Here is a 16687-nt window from a genome sequence, read left to right on the forward strand (position 1 = left end):
TCGAAACGGTCAATCGTGCTTCTGGAAGAACTCAAGCCCATCGGGCTGCAACAGAGGGACGGAACGCGAGCCGTAGTAGGTTCCGGATCCGTTCGTCTCGTCGCCGGGCGGGTTACCGGTCTAATCATGCAGGACGATATTTGGGCCGGAGCTGGGGCCAAAAAGGGCGGATTTGTCGGACCTTTCGACTAGCGTGTTGGTGGGCTGTCGATCAGGAGGTCAAACGTGTTGCTTGAGGAACTCAAGACGGGACTACGCCTCCACGGGCTTATCCCCGCCGAGGTGGTCACTGTAATCGCAGTTCAGTGGCACGGTGGCGACGCATTGGAGTTGACCTACAAGACGACAGCAGGCGGCCTCGGGCAGCAGGTGGTGTTCCGGAAGGACGAGGACGCGCTGACGGTCGCTCAGACCGGCGGCCGTTCTTTCGACGCCTCTGCCAATGATTTCAAGATCGTTGCCGAGGCCCAGCGGATCACCCTGGCAGGCTTGTTCGACCCGATGCTGGCAGTTGCGACCAGTGACGTGCGACCCCTTCCGCACCAAATCCGTGCGGTGTACGGCGAGTTGCTGCCACGCACTCCGCTTCGCTTCCTGCTGGCCGATGACCCCGGGGCCGGCAAGACAATCATGGCCGGCCTCTACATCAAAGAGCTGATCCTGCGGGACGACGTGAAGCAATGCCTGATCGTCGCGCCCGGCGGGCTGGTGGAGCAATGGCAGGACGAGTTGTTCTTCAAGTTCGGGCTGCGATTCGACCTCCTGAGTAACCAGTTAATCGACGCAAATGTCAACCTTAACGTCTTCGAGTCCAACCCCTTGCTGATCGCGCGGATGGACCAGCTCTCCCGCAACGAGGAGCTGCAAGCGCAACTCAAGGAGACTGAGTGGGATCTGATCATCGTCGATGAGGCGCACCGGATGGGGGCGCACTACTTCAGCGGCAAGCTGGAGAAAACCAAACGATTCCAACTCGGTGAGGTGCTTGGAGATATCACCCGCCACCTTCTGCTGATGACCGCCACCCCACATTCGGGCAAGGAAGAGGACTTCCAACTCTTCCTGACCCTGCTCGACCGGGACCGGTTCGAGGGCAAGAACAAGGTCACCGCCGACACCAGCGGAATCATGCGGCGCATGGTCAAGGAAGACCTCCTCACTTTTGAAGGCAAGAAGCTCTTCCCGGAGCGAATCGCTGAGACCGTCCCCTATCAGCTGACCGCCTTGGAGTACGACCTGTACGAGCAGGTTACAGACTACGTCCGCGAAGGCATGAACCGCGCCGACAGGATAGGCGGGAAGCGGAAGAACACAATCGGCTTCGCCCTCACGGTCCTCCAGCGCCGTCTCGCATCCAGCCCCGAAGCGATCTACAAGAGCCTCGTACGTCGCACCGAGCGGTTGGAGCGGAAGAAGCAGGAGATCCTTAACGGCACCTACTCCGAATCCGAGCGTAGCGTCGACCTGGAGGGCCTGGATTCCGACGACTTCAACGCCGAAGAGATCGAGGAATTAGAAGAGGAGCTGCTCGACGCCGCGACCGCGGCCCAGACGGTCCAGGAACTCAACTCCGAGCTGACAGAACTGGCCGGACTCGCCAAGGCCGCCAAGCAAGTCCGTGACCTGGGCACCGACCGCAAGTGGACCGAGCTATCGACGATCCTCCAGGACAACGCGCTGACCACCGACAAGAACGGCTGGCCGCGCAAGTTCATCATCTTCACCGAGCACCGCGACACCCTCGGCTACCTCCAGACCCGCATCAGCTCGCTGCTCGGCAGGCCGGACGCAGTCCGGGCGATCCATGGCGGTGTACGGCGCGGCGAGCGGCGCCAGATCACCGAGGAGTTCACCAAGAACCGCGACTGCCAGATCCTGCTGGCCACCGACGCGGCCGGCGAGGGCCTCAACCTCCAAGCGGCGCACCTAATGGTCAACTACGACCTGCCATGGAACCCCAACCGCATTGAGCAACGCTTCGGTCGTGTTCACCGCATTGGCCAGGAAGAGGTCTGTCGCCTCTGGAACCTCGTAGCCTCCAACACCCGCGAGGGCGAGGTCTTCTCCCGGCTGCTGGAGAAGATTGAGGAGCAGCGCAAGGCGTACGGCGGCAAAGTCTTCGACGTCCTCGGAGAAGCATTCAACGAGATCCCGCTGCGCAACCTGCTCCTGGAGGCCATCCAATACGGGGAGCGGCCGGACGTGAAGGCCAAGATGCACGAGATTATCGACGCCACCATCGGCGACGGTCTCAAGGAGATCCTCGACGAGCGAGCCCTCGCCTCCGAGCACCTCGCAGAGGCCGACTTGGCGGCGCTGCGGGCCGCGATGGACGAGGCGCGCGCCCGTCGGCTCCAGCCGCATTACATCGAGTTGGCGTTCAAAGCGGCCTTTACCCGGCTCGGTGGCCGCATCGTAAAGCGGGAGCGGGGTCGCTATGAGATCGCCAATGTAGCCGCTCACGTCCGTGCCAACAAACACGGCCCGATCGCGACCAAGTACGACAGGGTCACCTTCGACCTGCCCCACGTACAACCCGACGGACTCGCTCGCGCAGACCTTCTCGCCCCAGGCCATCCGCTGCACGATGCAGTGATGGACGAGGCGATCAAGAAGTTCGGCGGCACCCTCAACCGCGGCACGGTCCTGGTCTCCTCAACGCTCGAAGAGCCACACCTACTGGTTGGGGTGATCGAGGAAGTCGCCGACGCCACCGGCGCAAGCGTCGCAAGACGGTTCGGCTACGCCTACGTCGACAGCTTCGGCACCGTTACCCCCGCCGGGCCCGCACCTTACCTCGACTGCGTAGCGGCCCCCGACACACCAGGGGCCACGGCCGCCCGGCAACTCACGTGGCTGCCGGACGCCGAAGACAAGGCCAAAAGCTGGATCATCGCCAACCAGCTCCCCGAATACCTCGCCGAGGTCCAGCCGCGTCGATCCTCAGAACTCGGCAAGACCCGCATGCTCGTCACCAAGCGACTCGAAAGTGAACGCGACCGTCTGCTCCTCGACGCTGCGGTCGCCAGTGAGAAGGAACGAGCAGGCGAGAAGGCCAAGGAGACCTCTGAAAGCCTCAACCGCAAGGCTGTCGAACTCGACATCCGCCTCCTCAAACGCCTGGAACTGCTCGACCAGCAGGCGGTGATGTCCACAAAGCCGCCGCACATCGTCACAGCGGCGCTCGTGCTCCCCGTTGGCATGCTTGAGGACGACCTCCCACCCAACGCGCCCATGCACGCCAAGGAGACCAAGGAGGTCGAACGCCGAGGCGTCGAGCTCGTGCTGGCCCGCGAACGCGAACTTGGCCGCAAGCCCGTCGAGCAGGCGTTCAATAACCCCGGTTTCGACATCCTCTCCACAGCGATGAATGGCGACACCTACCGGATCGAAGTCAAGGCCCGCATCGAGGGGGCCGAGGACTTCTTCGTCACCCACAATGAAGTGATGACCGGCAAGAACGCCGTCCCGCGCTACCGCCTCGCCCTCGTCCGCGTCGACCAGCGCGGAGCACAGCACGACGAAGTCCGCTACTTAGACGATCCCTTCGCCACAACCGACCTCGGTGACTTTGACGCCACCGGCATCCGCGGCGACTGGACCAAGATGTGGGCCAAGGGGACAGGTCCGTTCTGAATGAGCGGCTCATTAGCGATAGACCCTAGAATCAGTCAGGAAGCCGCGACGCCAACTTGCAGTCGTGTAATCGAGCCCCGCGCTCGAACTCAGATGGGTTGTGGAAGTAAGTGCATAAGCGAAAGTTGATCGAGGTGGCATTGCCGCTAGAGGCAATCAACCGAGAGTCGGCGCGGGAGAAGTCGATCAAACATGGTCACCCCTCGACCCTGCATATGTGGTGGGCAAGGCGACCGCTGGCTGCTGCCCGGGCTGTCCTCTTCGCGCAGCTCGTTGACGATCCGAGTGCTCGCCCCGAGGAGTTTCCGACAGAGGAGTTGCAACGAGCCGAGCGTGAGCGCCTCCATGCCCTGATCGAGAGACTCGTGGTCTGGGAGAATCTCAATGATCAGAAGCTACTCGCCGAGGCGCACGCTGAGATCTTGAAGTCGACAAATGGGAACCCGCCTCGGATTCTTGACCCCTTCGCCGGCGGAGGCACTATCCCACTCGAGGCTCAACGCCTCGGCTTGGAGTCGCACGCGTCAGACCTCAATCCCGTCGCCGTGCTCATCAACAAGGCGCTAATCGAGATTCCGCCCAGGTTTCGCGACCAGCCCCCAATCTTTCCAGGTATTGCGGATTCGCAATTCAGGGACTGGAAGGGCGCCGAAGGCCTAGCCGCCGACGTTCGAGCCTACGGAGCTTGGATGCGAGAAGAGGCCGATTCACAGATTGGCAACATATATCCTAAGGCGACTTTGTCCGACGGTTCCTCGGCCACAGTCGTGGCCTGGATCTGGACTCGAACAGTTACATGCCCGAACCCGGCATGCGGCATCGAGATGCCACTCGCGCGTTCTTGGTGGCTGCGGAACAAGAAGGGGAACGAGCGATATGTGGTCCCGCTCGTGGTCCCGGATACGACGCACCCCTCGGGACGACGCGTGGAGTTTACGATCGGACAGGACTCCTCAGAGGCTCCGACACCAGAAACCGACGGCACTGTCGGGCGGCAAGGTGCCAGATGTATTGCCTGTCAGACCTCGGTGCCGCTGACCTATATCCGTTCCGAGGGGCGTGCGCATCGCCTGACTGCCCAGTTGATGGCAGTCGTTGCGCACGGCAACCGTCAGCGGGAGTACGCAGCTCCGGATGCTGTGCACATTGGAGCTGCGAGGGTTGGCCGACCAGCCGATGTGCCTGAGGCGAACATTCCGCAGCAGGCCCTCAGCTTCCGCGTACAGGCGTATGGAATGTCGAAATGGACTGATCTATTTACTAATAGGCAGTTGACGGTGCTAACGACTCTGAGTGATCTCATCGGTAATGTGCGTGGAAAGGTCATCTCGGATGGCGGATCGGAGATGTATGCCGATGCTGTAGCCACTTACCTTGCTATGGCTCTGTCGAAGCTTGCGGACCGAGGCTCGACGCTCGTCACATGGTTCCTCGGGCGCGAGAGCACCCGTAACACCTTCGCGCGCCAGGCACTCCCGATGACGTGGGACTTCGTGGAACCTAATCCATTCGCTGACGGGACCGGCAGTTGGCAAGGTGCGGTTACGTGGACCGCCGAGGCGCTCGACGGTGTTCCTATGTCGGGACCAGAAGGAAAAGCCGTCATGGCAGACGCCGCCACTCGCTCGTACGCAGGCACAGTAATCAGCACTGACCCGCCCTATTACGACAACATTGGATATTCCGACCTTTCAGACTTCTTCTACGTTTGGTTACGGCGCAGTCTTCGATCCGTCCATCCCACTCTGCTGTCGACGATGCTTGTGCCAAAGGCAGAGGAGTTGGTGGCCAATCCCTATCGCCACCCCGGCAAGGACGGTGCGAAGGCGTTCTTTGAGGATGGCTTTAGGTCAGTTTTTGCGCATGCTCGCGAGTCAGCCGGAACCGAATTCCCGATCACGGTCTGGTATGCGTTCAAGCAGAGTGAATCTGACGAGAGTGGCCACGCATCGACGGGCTGGGAGACACTGCTCGAAGGCATGATTCGCTCCGGTTGGGAGATCACTTCTACATGGCCGAACCGCAGCGAACTGAGTAACCGGATGATTGCGAGTGGGACTAACGCACTCGCCTCGTCCATCGTGCTCTCCCTCCGACCGCGCAATCCTGATGCCCCGACCACGGATCGGCGGGGATTCATTGCTGCGCTGGAGGATGAGTTGCCCTACGCGCTGCGAAAGCTGCAGCAAGGCCAGATTGCGCCCGTGGACTTGCCGCAGGCTGCGATCGGACCGGGAATGGCAGTTTTCAGTCGATACGCCGCAGTCCTCGAGGCCGATGGCAAGAAGATGACAGTTCGTGCCGCCCTGGCAAGGATCAACGAGATTCTAGACCAAGTGCTGAATGAACAAGAGGGAGACTTCGACCCCACCTCACGTTTCGCGATCGCCTGGTACCGCCAGCATGGGTACGGTGTCGGCAAGTTTGGCGACGCCGACAGCCTCGCCCGCGCCCGTAATACCAGTGTCGTCGCTTTGGACCGCGACGACATCCTCAGAAGCCGGGCGGGCAACGTGCAGCTGATCAAACCCGCCGACCTCCCGTGGACTTACGACGTGCTTGAGGACTCCCACACTAGTAACTGGGAGGCGCTGCACCACCTCATCAAAGTCTTGGAACGGGAAGGCATGGCGCCGGCAGGTGACTTCCTTCAGTCGGCGCTCAGCAGGAGCGATAGGGCGGTCGACGCCGACTTGGTCAAGGAGTTGGCCCACCTGTTGTTCCGTATTGCGGAGAGTAATGGATGGACAAAGGACGCTTTGTCCTTCAATAGCCTTGTGACGAGTTGGCCCGAGATCCTTGACGCCAGTCGTAGGAAGAAGAAGCCTGTGGCGGCCCAAGACCACTTCGACTTCGAGGATGACGAATGACTCAATTAACGTTCAAACTGATGGACGCGGACGCTGTACAGCTCGGCAAAGCGTTCGCTTTGGAGTTTGACTTCACGCTATTGGACTGTCTGCGTTCTTATGCGTGGGGAAGGGCGAACTGAGATGGCACTGAGCAACCGCGACCGGATCGACCGGATGTTCCAGGTAATGGCGCCAGTGCTCGATGACTTCATCTCGACTGTCATCGGCCAAGCCGCCCCTGAGACGGGGGCTGAGTGGACAAAGCTCGTCCACGGCAAGGATCTGAAGAACAACGGGCCTGTGGGGAAAATCTATGACCCGCGCGACCCGCAAGTGCAGTTGCGCATGTTGACCGAAGGAAATATCACCGGCGGCCACCGTCAGGGCTGGTACCCATTCAACCAAGTGCTGGGCAAAGCAGGCGAGTCGTTCGCGATCGAGCTCAGAGAAGTCCGCAACAATTGGGCACACAACGGTACCTTCACCGACGACGACGCCTACCGTTCACTCGACACCGGGGAGCGACTCCTCAGACTAGTCGGCGCACCGGCGGAGGCGGAAGAAGTTCGCAATGTCCGGCTGAACCTTCGCCGGGTGACAGCGGACAAGGACGACAAGAAGGTCCTCAAGGCCGCAGTAACCAACCCCGAGGCGTCGGGATTGAAGCCATGGCGTGAAGTGCTCCAGCCCCATGACGACGTGGCGACCGGAAACTTCCATGCCTCAGAGTTCGCAGCCGACCTATACAAGGTCGCGACAGGCGGCGAGGTCGACTCGGATTACGCCGATCCAGTTGAGTTCTTCAAACGCACCTATCTCACCGAGGGTCTACGCGACCTGATCGGTCGAGCAGTGCGGCGCTTCTCGGGCGACGACAACACCTCGCCGGTCATCAATCTCCAAACCAACTTCGGTGGCGGCAAGACGCATTCGATGCTCTCGCTGTGGCACGTCGCGGCCGGACTCCCGGTCGGAGAGTTCCCGCAGGAAACCCAAGAACTGTTGACCGCCAACGGGTACACCGGGAGAAGGGTCAACCGCGTAGCCATCGTGGGCAACCACTTCAGCCCGTCCGGTGTCATCAAAGACGACGGAACGCAGGTCAACACTATCTGGGGCGAGCTGGCCTGGCAGCTCGGCGGACCGCCGGCCTTCGCTCTGCTTGCCAAGGCCGACGCTGACCGAACCCACCCCGGCGAAGCTCTGCACGAGCTGCTGAAGAAGTACGCTCCCGCGGTCATCCTGATCGACGAGTGGGTCGCCTACGCCCGCTCACTTGTAGGCCGTGACGATCTGGCCGGCGGAACATTCGACGATCAGTTCACCTTCGCACAGTCACTGACCGAGGCATGCAAGGGAACTTCGGGTGTCCTGCTGGCGGTCTCCATTCCCGCCTCGGAGAGCGGAGTCACCGGAGACACGATCGTCGCCGGGAACGCAGAGGAGGTGGGTGGCGCCAACGGCCTGGAAGCGCTCAAGCGGCTCCAGAACGTTGTCCGCCGAGTGGCCGAACAGTGGCGTCCGGCCTCATCGGAAGAGGCCTACAACATAGTCAAGCAGCGCCTGTTCAAGCAGGCCGACGCCGCCGCCCTCGCCGAGATCGGTGCGACCGCAAAGGCGTACGTTGAGATGTACAGAAAGTACACCGACGATTTCCCGCGAGAAGCGCGCGAAGTGGCCTACGAGGACCGGATCAAACGGACCTACCCGATCCATCCCGAGATGTTCGACACACTCTATGAAGAGTGGTCGTCCCTCGAACGATTCCAGCGCACCCGTGGTGTGCTGAGGCTAATGAGCACCGTCATTCACGCGCTGTGGACCGGCGAGGACGCCTCGCCGCTTATCATGCCCGGCTCGATCCCGTTGGCGACCGCCAATGTGAACGCCGAGCTGACACAATACCTGCAGGACTCGTGGAAGACGATTATTGACGCGGATGTCGACGGAGCGAACTCTGAACCAGCCCGCATCGATGCCGAGAAGCCGCTCTTCGGGCAGCGGTCGCTGACCAAGCGACTCGCGCGCACGGTTTTCTTCGGGGCTGCGCCGACCATCGCACCGGGTTCGGTCCACAAAGGCACGGGCACCCAGCGCGTGTTCCTCGGTGCCGCAGTCCCCGGGGACGTGCCTGGAAACTTCCACTCCGCGCTGACCCAGCTCGGCGACCGCGCTACGTACTTCTATTCCGGCTCGGGCAAGTATTGGTACGACCTTCAGCCCAACATCACCCGGAGGGCCAAAGACCAGGCGGAGCGGCTCCACAAGGAGGACGTGTCGGCAGAGATCGTCAAACGGCTACAAGGGCAGGCCCGCGCCCGAGGCGACTTCGCCGGAGTCCACGTCTGTCCCGAGACGAATGCAGACATTCCCGACATTGACGAGGCCCGGCTTGTCATCCTCCATCCCAAGGTGGCGCACAAGCGCGGCGCCGACTCTGTCGCCAAGGACTTTGCGCACAGAGCCACCGAGCAGCGTGGCAGCGTCAACCGCATCCATCGCAACATGCTGGTTTACCTCGCCGCTGACGAGGCCAGGCTGGAGGAACTCCACACCGCCACGCGGGATTACCTCGGCTGGACTCATGTGCTGGCTAATGAGGCCGACCTCGACCTGACGCAGAACCAGAAGAATCAGGCCGCGCAGCGGAAGGCCCAGGCCGACCAGACCGTCACCTCTAGGCTGTTGCAGACTTTCACCTGGGCACTAGTCCCGGCACAGCCTGACGCCAGCGCGCCGTTCGTGATCCGTGAGACGAAGGTCGAGGGCCAGTCCGACTCGCTCGCCGACCGCGTGTCACGTCGGCTCGGTAACGACGGTGACCTTTCCACCCGGCAGGCCGCAGCCACGATCCGACACGCTATCAGCATGGTGCCGCAGATTTGGAAGGACGGCCACGTCTCACTCGGAACGCTATGGACCCTCTATAGCCAATACCCCTATATGCCGCGCTTACGTGACCGCCGGGTGCTCAACGAAGGCATCGTTGATTTGCCGATGATTTGGCAGACGGACGCCTTCGCCCTGGCGACAGGCTACGACGACACCGCTGGTCGCTATGTCGGTCTGTGGACCCCTCAGGATAAGGGTGCCGCCCCTGTTGCCACGGACTCGCTCCTGCTCGTGCGCCCCGACGCCGCAGCCGAACAACGGGAAGGCGAGGCCCAGGCATCAAGCGACACACCGAGCGACCAGCCGACCGTCGACCAGCCCGCCGCCCCGGTTCGGCCGATGGCCGAAGTCGTGTCTCCGACGGCCAAGACGCGCTTTTACGGCGTCAAGACGCTCAACGCCGACAAAATCGCGATGGACTTCAAAAACATCGCCGAAGAAGTCCTCTCTCACCTTCGCACCGGCGCGACCACCAATCTCGTCGTGCGCATTGAGATCGAAGCCACCGACACAACCGGCTTTGATGAAAGCAAAGTTCGCACGGTCTCGGAGAACGCCAGCACCCTCAAGTTCGACCAGTCCGGCTTCGAGGAGTTGTGAAGTACCCTCATCTCAGTTGGCGCAGCGAATTACCCTTTAAGACTTGACTCCGGGACGTCCGAGAATCCTGATTTGTATCCCGCGTATCCGGCGTACCCAGGGTATCCGGGATAACCGGCGTACCCGGGATATCCGGGATACCCGGGATACCCCCGGTAAGGCTGGGAGTTCCGTTTGAGAAGGCGGGTCCCAACGGTCGTGCCAAGGTAGTTTCCTTCCTTGTCTACGGCATCGCTGTCACCCCAGGGGAACCAACCAATCCAGTTCCCATCCTTGTCGAACAGAAATCGGTCATTCTCATTGCGGCGAAAGGCGATGGGGTTACCTGTGATGTTGAAGTAAAAGATGGCCACTTTGGGACCTTTCGAATTTATTAGGTGATCCAGGTGGACAGCGTCATAGATCGCTGTCTTGGGTTGTGCTTGGGCCGGCACTGTCATGCGCCGGCCCAAGTGCGACTTTGCTAGCCCGCCGTCTTCAGCAGGAGATTGGGGGCATCGAGTGCTTCATAGTGCTCGTCCACGAATTCGGTGTAGAGCTGAATGAGGTTCGTTCCGTTGTTGGCTGCCTTGAGCGTCTGACTGGTGTTGAGTCCGCGCACGTCGGGGAATTCCTTCTGCAGGTCTCGTTTCAGCGGCATGTCCGGTTTTCCGTCGAGGTATCGGAGGCGTTCCTGCTGCACTGAACCAGTCGTGAACCGGTTGTAATAGGGCCTGGCTGCCATCAGGAGCTTGTTTGAAACCCAGGCCTTCGGTACGAGTAGCAGCTGGCGTCCGCCAGCGAATGGCAGCACGTCCTGAATGACGGTCCATGTGGTAGTCGAGGGGTCCCACACCGTGAACGATGCCTTCCGCAGATCTCGGGCCATCGCAGGGTGCTGCGCAACAACGTGCATGGTGTAGTCGATGAGTTCAGGGAAGACGAGCCGGGTGGTCATATCTGAAATCAGATCCTGGCCGACGCGGGGAATGAACATCGGGAGCTGATCCAAGCCGGTCAGAAGCCCATCCCGGCACAAAGGGCTATTAAGGGCGTTCCAGAGGTAGTCCCCGAGTCCCGGGCCCCATCCGTGTCCCTTGCTGCCGTACTGGGTGTACCCAAGCCGGGTTTCGTTCGGTTCGTTCAGCCCTGACTGCAGCATTTTCAGGCCTTTTGCCCGGTCGGCGGCGTGAGGACTTGCGCGGCAGCGGAGCACTTCGGCGGTGAAGCTTTCAATGCGCGCCATAGCGCTCGGGGCGAGAATGGACCCGAGGTCGTTCCGGATGGCCGTGGGATGGGTGAAAAGGAGGTTGTCGCGTTCGATCTGGACGTCGACGAAGGGCACAGGCCCAGTGATTTTGTAGTGTTCGGTGATACGCAAGGCGTACCCCTTTCAATCGCAGAATCCGAATGCAGGGAGCAATCGGTGCGGCGTGTCGGGTATCACATGATGTGACAAGTCGGACAAGCCCGCGCTACGATGTGTGCATTCCGAAGCCATATGGAATACACACAACCCCGCCATAAAAAGTCCTGCGCAAGCAGGGCTTTTCAGCTTTGCTGGTAACAAAGCTGCGGCGGGGTTTTTCCGTTTAACCGGAAAATCCATGCGTGTAATTACAACTATACCAGCCTAAAACGCCCATATGACATTCTCCCGGCCTAAACCCCCCGCGCGGTGTGGTGGGCCATGGAGGACCGGACAGGGCCTTAGGGGGGCGTAGAGGGCCGTACTGATGGGTATCCGGCAAGGACTGACAGGGAATGCGGGTCGAAAAGGACTTCAAAACCCGTTCCTCTCCAATTAGTGATGGATCAAGACGACCATCTCACTTGGGTGAGTCCCTCAAACAGGATTACGGGCGGGGTTCCATGTTCCACAGCCCCGAGGTGGAAGGCTGGACCGGATCGCCGGCCGCCGCCCGATGCTCATCCCGGATGGGTGGGTTTACTTGGGCTGCGATGTGGGGGTGGTAACGGACAGTGCTTGTGGCTACGCCCGGTGCGGCCGCGATCTTCGGCGAGGGGATACCTTGCCGGTACATCTGCACCCATTCCGGATGCGGGGCGGCCCGCCTAGTTTCCGTCATCGAGGCTTTCCAGCAGCTCCACTTCCAAGGCATCCAGCAGCTGCCCCGCCGAGACGTTCAGCTCTCTGGCCAGGGTATCCAGGGCGATGAAATGCTGGCGTGCCAGTGCGATGGACAGCTCTGTCGCGGCGGTGGGGCCGTTGCGTTCCACCAGGTCCGCGATGTATTCGCTCATGCGGCCCGTCATTTCGCTGGGACCTTCTGATTCTTCAGCCGCGATCCGCGTCAGCACGACCGCTGCGAGGCCGGCGTCATCGTAGAGAAGGCTCATACCCCAACGCTACGCGACCGGTTCGCCGCAGGTGAGAGCTCCTTGCCCAGAGTTTCCAGGGCATCAAACAAAGGCTGCGGGCCGCCGTCCAGGAGGTCTACGGGGCGGGATCCACCGAGGCTGCCCGCCGGTGTAACCATCCAGACCGTGAAGTAGTTGTGGGGGATTTTCAGTTCCATCGCCCGTTTGAAAAGGTCTACCACCGTCGGGTGGAGCTGTCCGCCGGCGAGGAACTGGAATCCTGGGCAGAAGGTCCCCTCGTCAATAAAGACGCGGACGAGCTGCTGCATCACCGGTTCCGGATCCTCCATGAGCTCGGACAGTCGGCTGCTGACCTGCCCCAGGGAAGGCAGGGCAAATTCTGCCCTGATGGCCTCCCACGTCTGATCGCTGACCGGTTCGCGGCCCAGTTTCACCGTTGCCTAATAGCCATCAGCGATGGACTCCAGAAGCCACTGGCTGGACAGCGGATCACGACGCAGCGTAAACGTACGCAGCGCGGAGTTCGACGCCAGGCCAACCTGGACCCTCCAATATTCGACGCTCACCAGGTCACCGCTGCCCACGGCCGCCGTGTGCCTGGTGTCCCACCAGGCCTCCCGGGCGAACCAGTGCACTGGATCGGCCATAACGGCCCAGATGCGGCCGTTATACCTCACGGCCAGAGGGTGTCCGGCAGGGGTGAACCGGACGTCCACGGGAGCGTTGAGGGTTGTTTCACTTACTGTTGCTGTCACGGCTGGTCCGCTCTCCCAAATTCCTGTTCATCATTTCTTCCCGGCGGGTTACCGCCGAGCTCCACACCCAGGTCCGGTACGTGACCGGCCCGTCCTTCCACGTCACTTCGGCCGCTTTCGCTGTCCATGCGAACACTTCGCCGTCCACCAGTTCCGCGCAGTTCGGGAACCGGATCCACGCCTTCACCGGGATCCCCGGATACCCGTTTTTGGCCGGGAAGTGCTCGAAATCGAGCTCTTCCACGGTCAGCCCGATCGGGCCGGCACGCCGCGCATACTGCGCTTGCAACGCACTGGCTTGTTCGGGTCCCATAACACAACCTTAGAACATATATTCGAATAGACACGCCAATAAAAAGCGGCCGGTTAAGCCGCAGTGTTCATTATGGGGGAGGGGTCTGACAGGGAACGGCTTGTACCCAATGGGGACAGCTTTGAGCTGTGCCGGGGGCTCCACCTGCCCGCCAGTGGGCACAACCCGTCCATCGCGACTTACGGGGGTTACTGGTCCTTGATGTGCGGCGGGAGTTCGACGGCGGCGGGGTCCAGCTCTGCTCTGGCCCGCACAAAAGACAGAGGATGCCGGAACGATCTGCCGGACCACGCGACGTCGGCCGCGACTTCGACCACGAGCGCTTCGACGAGCGTCAGGTGCACCGGGCCTTTGTCCTTGCTGGATCTGTTCAGCGAGGTTTCGCTGATCTCTTCGGGCCACGGATGCCCGGGCTGCGCCGGGCGGAGCTGGCGGCCCAGCTCGCGCTCTGCACGTGCTGAAAGGACTGTAGAGCGGCCGACGATCCGCAGCTGCCCATCAATGGGCAAGCCCGCGATGATCGCCTGGGGCTGCGTCAACGGCCAATAACGGCGGCGCACACGACGTCCAGAACGTTCTTGTGCTTCAACTTCAGCCAGGAGCGGGAGGCGTCATATGTCTGCGATCCTCCCTTGAAAACGAGCCCTTCGATCCCGGTGGCGGGAAGATCCCGTAGCCAGGTCTTTGCCAGTTCAGGGTCTGTGGTGGTGGGGGAGAGGGCCAGCGGGGCGGCCCATTTCCGGGCCAATTCTTCGAGCAGCTGCCGGCGGCCGGCGAACGGGACACCGCGGACGTCCTGCCCGGCGACGGCCAGAACATCGAAGGCCGCGAACGCGGCCGGGAACTCCTTCACTAGCGCCGGCAGGGCCGCCCTGGACGTGACCATGCGACGCTGCAGCGCCTCGAAGTCCAGCCGATCCCGGTTCCATATGACGGCTTCGCCGTCGAGGACGACACCGGGCGGGACCTGAGCTGCGAGGGCTGCGGCCAGGTCAGGCAGGACCTGTGTGAGCTCTTTGCCCTGCCGGGACCAGAGCGTCACCCTGTCAAAATCTATGAGGGCGATCGTCCGGTACCCATCCCATTTGGGTTCTGAATACATCACGCCTGGCAGCGCATCGGGTCCGGGGAATGTCTTGACGAGTTTCGCCAGGGCAACAGCAATCGGTGGTTGCAGAGCCGGAGGGATGGACTCGCTCACGAGATCTCGCTCATGGGCCCAGCCTAAAGGACGGGCCGTTTCTAGCGCTGCGGGCCGTCGTGTGTGCCCTCGGCGGTGTACTTCTGGGTGCGCCTTATGGTCTCCGCCATGGCCCGTACGGACTGCGGGTCGTCCTGCCAGCGGCTGCCGTCCCGCGTGCAGGCATGGAACGACACACCTGCCTCCGTGGCTGCCTGCTCCAGTTCGGCCCACGCCGCTTCCAGGTCCGCCAGCTGCGCGGGCGTCAGCGGCTCGCGTTTCGTAGCCACCACGACGGCGGAGGGCTGCGCTGGGGCCGGTGCCCGGCGCCGGGTAAAGAAGCTTCGCAGTCCCACAGTCCAGCTCTCCTTCTGAGAAAGATTGTCCCGCCTGGGATTGGGGGAACCAGGCGGGACAATCCCACCGTACCAACCCAGTCTGACAAGTCCCGGAGCAGGTGCATGCTCGCCCGGAGCAGGTGCATGCTCGCAGGGCTCGCACCCCTTTGGGCGTCCGCTTCGCGGCCGGCTGTTGGGTCCAGGGCGTGCCGTCGCAGAGCTCCGGACCCCCTGGCCCTGTTTGTCTACGACGTTTTTTGGCTGCTGTCCTTCGGATTGTACGTGCCCGCCCCAACCCGTCTAGCCCCCTCCGGGGGCCTGCGTGCCGAAAATTCTTCAGCCAGGGATCAACGCTCCGCGCCGATCCCGCAAGATTTTTCGGCCCTTGCCCTATGGGTAGCCGGGCCGGTTCGGGCACAGCTCCGCAAGCTTCGCCAGCAGCCAAAAAACAACGGGGGGAAGGGGAGCTGGCCGGTCACCTGATCCGCCCCACACCCCTCACGTCTCTGCAAGGACAAAAACCATGAATGCAGTAAGCAAAAAGAGCGTGACCCTCGCGGACACCGGGGAAACCATCGACGGCGTGACCGTGCTGGGTGATTACCACATGAACGGCGGCTACGAGTGGATGGAACTGATTGAAGAGCACGGTTGGGCCGTGCTTTCCAGCTGGGGCTGTGACGGCTGGGACTTGGGCCAATGGCCCTACGTCATGGTTGCCGTTACCCGCACCGCTGACAGCATTGGCAACCTGTTCGGTATCGCCACGTACTGCGAGGGTGACGTGACGTGCACCTACTACCGGACGAAAGCCCGCCTGTGGGATGCGATCACTGAGCAGGCGTTCTTCCACTGGAAGAACGGGCAGGCCCAGGGCCCGGCAGACCTGCCGGAGGCCGCCGCTGAATTACCCAGCCGGTACCGGATGCCCTACGTCGTGCGGGATGCCGCCTAACCAGCACTGAGAACCGCTGTACTGCCCGGCCGGAGCCGGGCAGTACAGCGCCCCACGACTTCAAAGGAGCCAGCACATGAGCAACGACACCACCGCCCCCAAGGGCATCACCGCCCTGATCTACCGCGACGCCCTGGGCACGGACTTTTCGAACCGGGGCATCTCCGCCCGGGTCATGGAAGTAACGGTCATTGGCGAGGGCATCGACCCGATTTTCGAGGCCACCGAGGAACGGCCCGCCGTCCGGCTCGTCAAAAACGAGCACTTCCACCGTGAGACCGTGGTCCACGCCGAGCCGGTCACCCCGGAAGGTGAACCCGCCCCGTGGCACATGTTCGGCGGAACGTTCATCTTCAGCAGTGACGCGAGGTTCCGCCGCGCAGCCGGACACTATGGAGCCGTCCCGCTGCACGACCGCCGCGAATAGGGCCGAGGGTGGCCGGTCTTTCGGGGCCGGTCACCGCGGGCGGTCCGCCGTCGTGGCCGGCTTGTACTGGTGGTTGCCGGCGGCGGACCGCCAATCCCGCAGTAACCAGGTGCCGGGCGGCGGCCGCCGGCGGCAAGCCAAAGGTTGGCGGTGTCGTTGGGTTCTCCGGAGCCGGGGGAGAGGCAGGCTCGCTGGGCTCGCTCTGGTTTCCGCTGCGCTCCATCCAGTTGACGGGCGTCCGCTGGCGCGGCCGGCTGTTGGGTCCAGGGCGTGCCGTCGCAGGGCTCCGGACCCCCTGGCCCTGGTGTGTCTACGACGTTTTTTGGCTGCTGTCCTTCGGATTGTACGTGCCCGTTCCGGCCCTTCTAGCCCCTCCTTCGTCGGGGCCTGCGCCCCGCAAAAGTCTTCTCCGGCGCT

General features: G+C 62.2%; 14 protein-coding genes. 5 read left to right on the forward strand and 9 right to left on the reverse strand.

Annotated elements, in window-relative coordinates; all coding sequences use genetic code 11:
- The first annotated feature begins 225 nt into the window (after positions 1 to 225).
- The 3 genes from J2X42_RS22225 (at position 226) to J2X42_RS22235 (ending at position 9980) form a co-directional block, all read left to right on the forward strand.
- Positions 226 to 3636 (forward strand): helicase-related protein, encoded by a 3411-nt coding sequence (locus J2X42_RS22225; protein WP_310168163.1) that lies wholly within the window; start codon positions 226 to 228, stop codon positions 3634 to 3636.
- A 110-nt stretch (positions 3637 to 3746) separates the two neighbouring features.
- On the forward strand, positions 3747 to 6506 hold the full coding sequence (locus J2X42_RS22230; protein WP_310168164.1) for a DUF1156 domain-containing protein: 2760 nt from the start codon (positions 3747 to 3749) through the stop codon (positions 6504 to 6506).
- Positions 6507 to 6629: 123 nt separating this feature from the next.
- Complete coding sequence (locus J2X42_RS22235) at positions 6630 to 9980, forward strand: Swt1 family HEPN domain-containing protein (protein WP_310168165.1); 3351 nt, start codon at positions 6630 to 6632, stop codon at positions 9978 to 9980.
- Between the two features lie 463 nt (positions 9981 to 10443).
- Here J2X42_RS22235 and J2X42_RS22240 read toward each other — a convergent pair whose 3' ends face one another.
- The 9 genes from J2X42_RS22240 to J2X42_RS22280 form a co-directional block, all read right to left on the reverse strand.
- Positions 10444 to 11340 carry a hypothetical protein gene (locus J2X42_RS22240; protein ID WP_310168166.1) on the reverse strand — a complete coding sequence of 299 codons (897 nt, stop codon included), beginning with the start codon at positions 11338 to 11340 and terminating at the stop codon, positions 10444 to 10446.
- 475 nt (positions 11341 to 11815) lie between these two features.
- Complete coding sequence (locus J2X42_RS22245) at positions 11816 to 12049, reverse strand: hypothetical protein (protein WP_310168167.1); 234 nt, start codon at positions 12047 to 12049, stop codon at positions 11816 to 11818.
- A complete protein-coding gene (locus J2X42_RS22250; RefSeq protein ID WP_310168168.1) occupies positions 12036 to 12320 on the reverse strand; it encodes a hypothetical protein in 285 nt (94 codons plus the stop codon). The genes J2X42_RS22245 and J2X42_RS22250 overlap by 14 nt, the downstream gene beginning before the upstream one ends.
- Positions 12317 to 12736, reverse strand: a complete 420-nt coding sequence (locus J2X42_RS22255; RefSeq protein ID WP_310168169.1) for a hypothetical protein — start codon at positions 12734 to 12736, stop codon at positions 12317 to 12319. Before J2X42_RS22255 ends, J2X42_RS22250 begins: the two co-directional genes overlap by 4 nt.
- A gap of 6 nt (positions 12737 to 12742) precedes the next feature.
- Positions 12743 to 13057, reverse strand: coding sequence for a hypothetical protein (locus tag J2X42_RS22260; RefSeq protein ID WP_310168170.1), 315 nt, complete (start codon positions 13055 to 13057; stop codon positions 12743 to 12745).
- Positions 13038 to 13370: a hypothetical protein gene (locus J2X42_RS22265; RefSeq protein WP_310168171.1), complete on the reverse strand. Its 333-nt coding sequence runs from the start codon at positions 13368 to 13370 to the stop codon at positions 13038 to 13040. Before J2X42_RS22265 ends, J2X42_RS22260 begins: the two co-directional genes overlap by 20 nt.
- 188 nt (positions 13371 to 13558) lie before the next feature.
- Positions 13559 to 13879, reverse strand: coding sequence for a hypothetical protein (locus J2X42_RS22270; RefSeq protein ID WP_310168172.1), 321 nt, complete (start codon positions 13877 to 13879; stop codon positions 13559 to 13561).
- Positions 13880 to 13905: 26 nt separating this feature from the next.
- The gene (locus J2X42_RS22275) at positions 13906 to 14571 is read right to left on the reverse strand and encodes an ATP-dependent DNA ligase (protein ID WP_310168174.1); all 666 of its coding nucleotides are present in this window, start codon (positions 14569 to 14571) and stop codon (positions 13906 to 13908) included.
- Positions 14572 to 14612: 41 nt separating this feature from the next.
- Positions 14613 to 14906 (reverse strand): hypothetical protein, encoded by a 294-nt coding sequence (locus tag J2X42_RS22280; protein WP_310168175.1) that lies wholly within the window; start codon positions 14904 to 14906, stop codon positions 14613 to 14615.
- A gap of 505 nt (positions 14907 to 15411) precedes the next feature.
- On the opposite strand from J2X42_RS22280, the gene J2X42_RS22285 reads away from it, so the two are divergent.
- Entirely contained in the window at positions 15412 to 15843 is a 432-nt protein-coding gene (locus J2X42_RS22285) for a hypothetical protein (protein WP_310168176.1), read from the forward strand.
- Positions 15844 to 15919: 76 nt separating this feature from the next.
- Positions 15920 to 16270, forward strand: coding sequence for a hypothetical protein (locus J2X42_RS22290; RefSeq protein WP_310168177.1), 351 nt, complete (start codon positions 15920 to 15922; stop codon positions 16268 to 16270).
- The last annotated feature ends 417 nt before the right edge of the window (positions 16271 to 16687 follow it).

Origin of the sequence: Arthrobacter sp. BE255 (assembly GCF_031457335.1) — a bacterium.
GTDB lineage: Bacteria > Actinomycetota > Actinomycetes > Actinomycetales > Micrococcaceae > Arthrobacter.

Bases quoted from the DNA above. Each gene is read 5' to 3' on its own strand.
- J2X42_RS22265 (WP_310168171.1), bottom strand. From the start codon at position 13,370: ATGGGACCCGAACAAGCCAGTGCGTTGCAAGCGCAGTATGCGCGGCGT.
- J2X42_RS22250 (WP_310168168.1), bottom strand. From the start codon at position 12,320: ATGAGCCTTCTCTACGATGACGCCGGCCTCGCAGCGGTCGTGCTGACG.
- J2X42_RS22245 (WP_310168167.1), bottom strand. From the start codon at position 12,049: ATGACGGAAACTAGGCGGGCCGCCCCGCATCCGGAATGGGTGCAGATG.
- J2X42_RS22235 (WP_310168165.1), top strand. From the start codon at position 6,630: ATGGCACTGAGCAACCGCGACCGGATCGACCGGATGTTCCAGGTAATG.
- J2X42_RS22290 (WP_310168177.1), top strand. From the start codon at position 15,920: ATGAGCAACGACACCACCGCCCCCAAGGGCATCACCGCCCTGATCTAC.
- J2X42_RS22285 (WP_310168176.1), top strand. From the start codon at position 15,412: ATGAATGCAGTAAGCAAAAAGAGCGTGACCCTCGCGGACACCGGGGAA.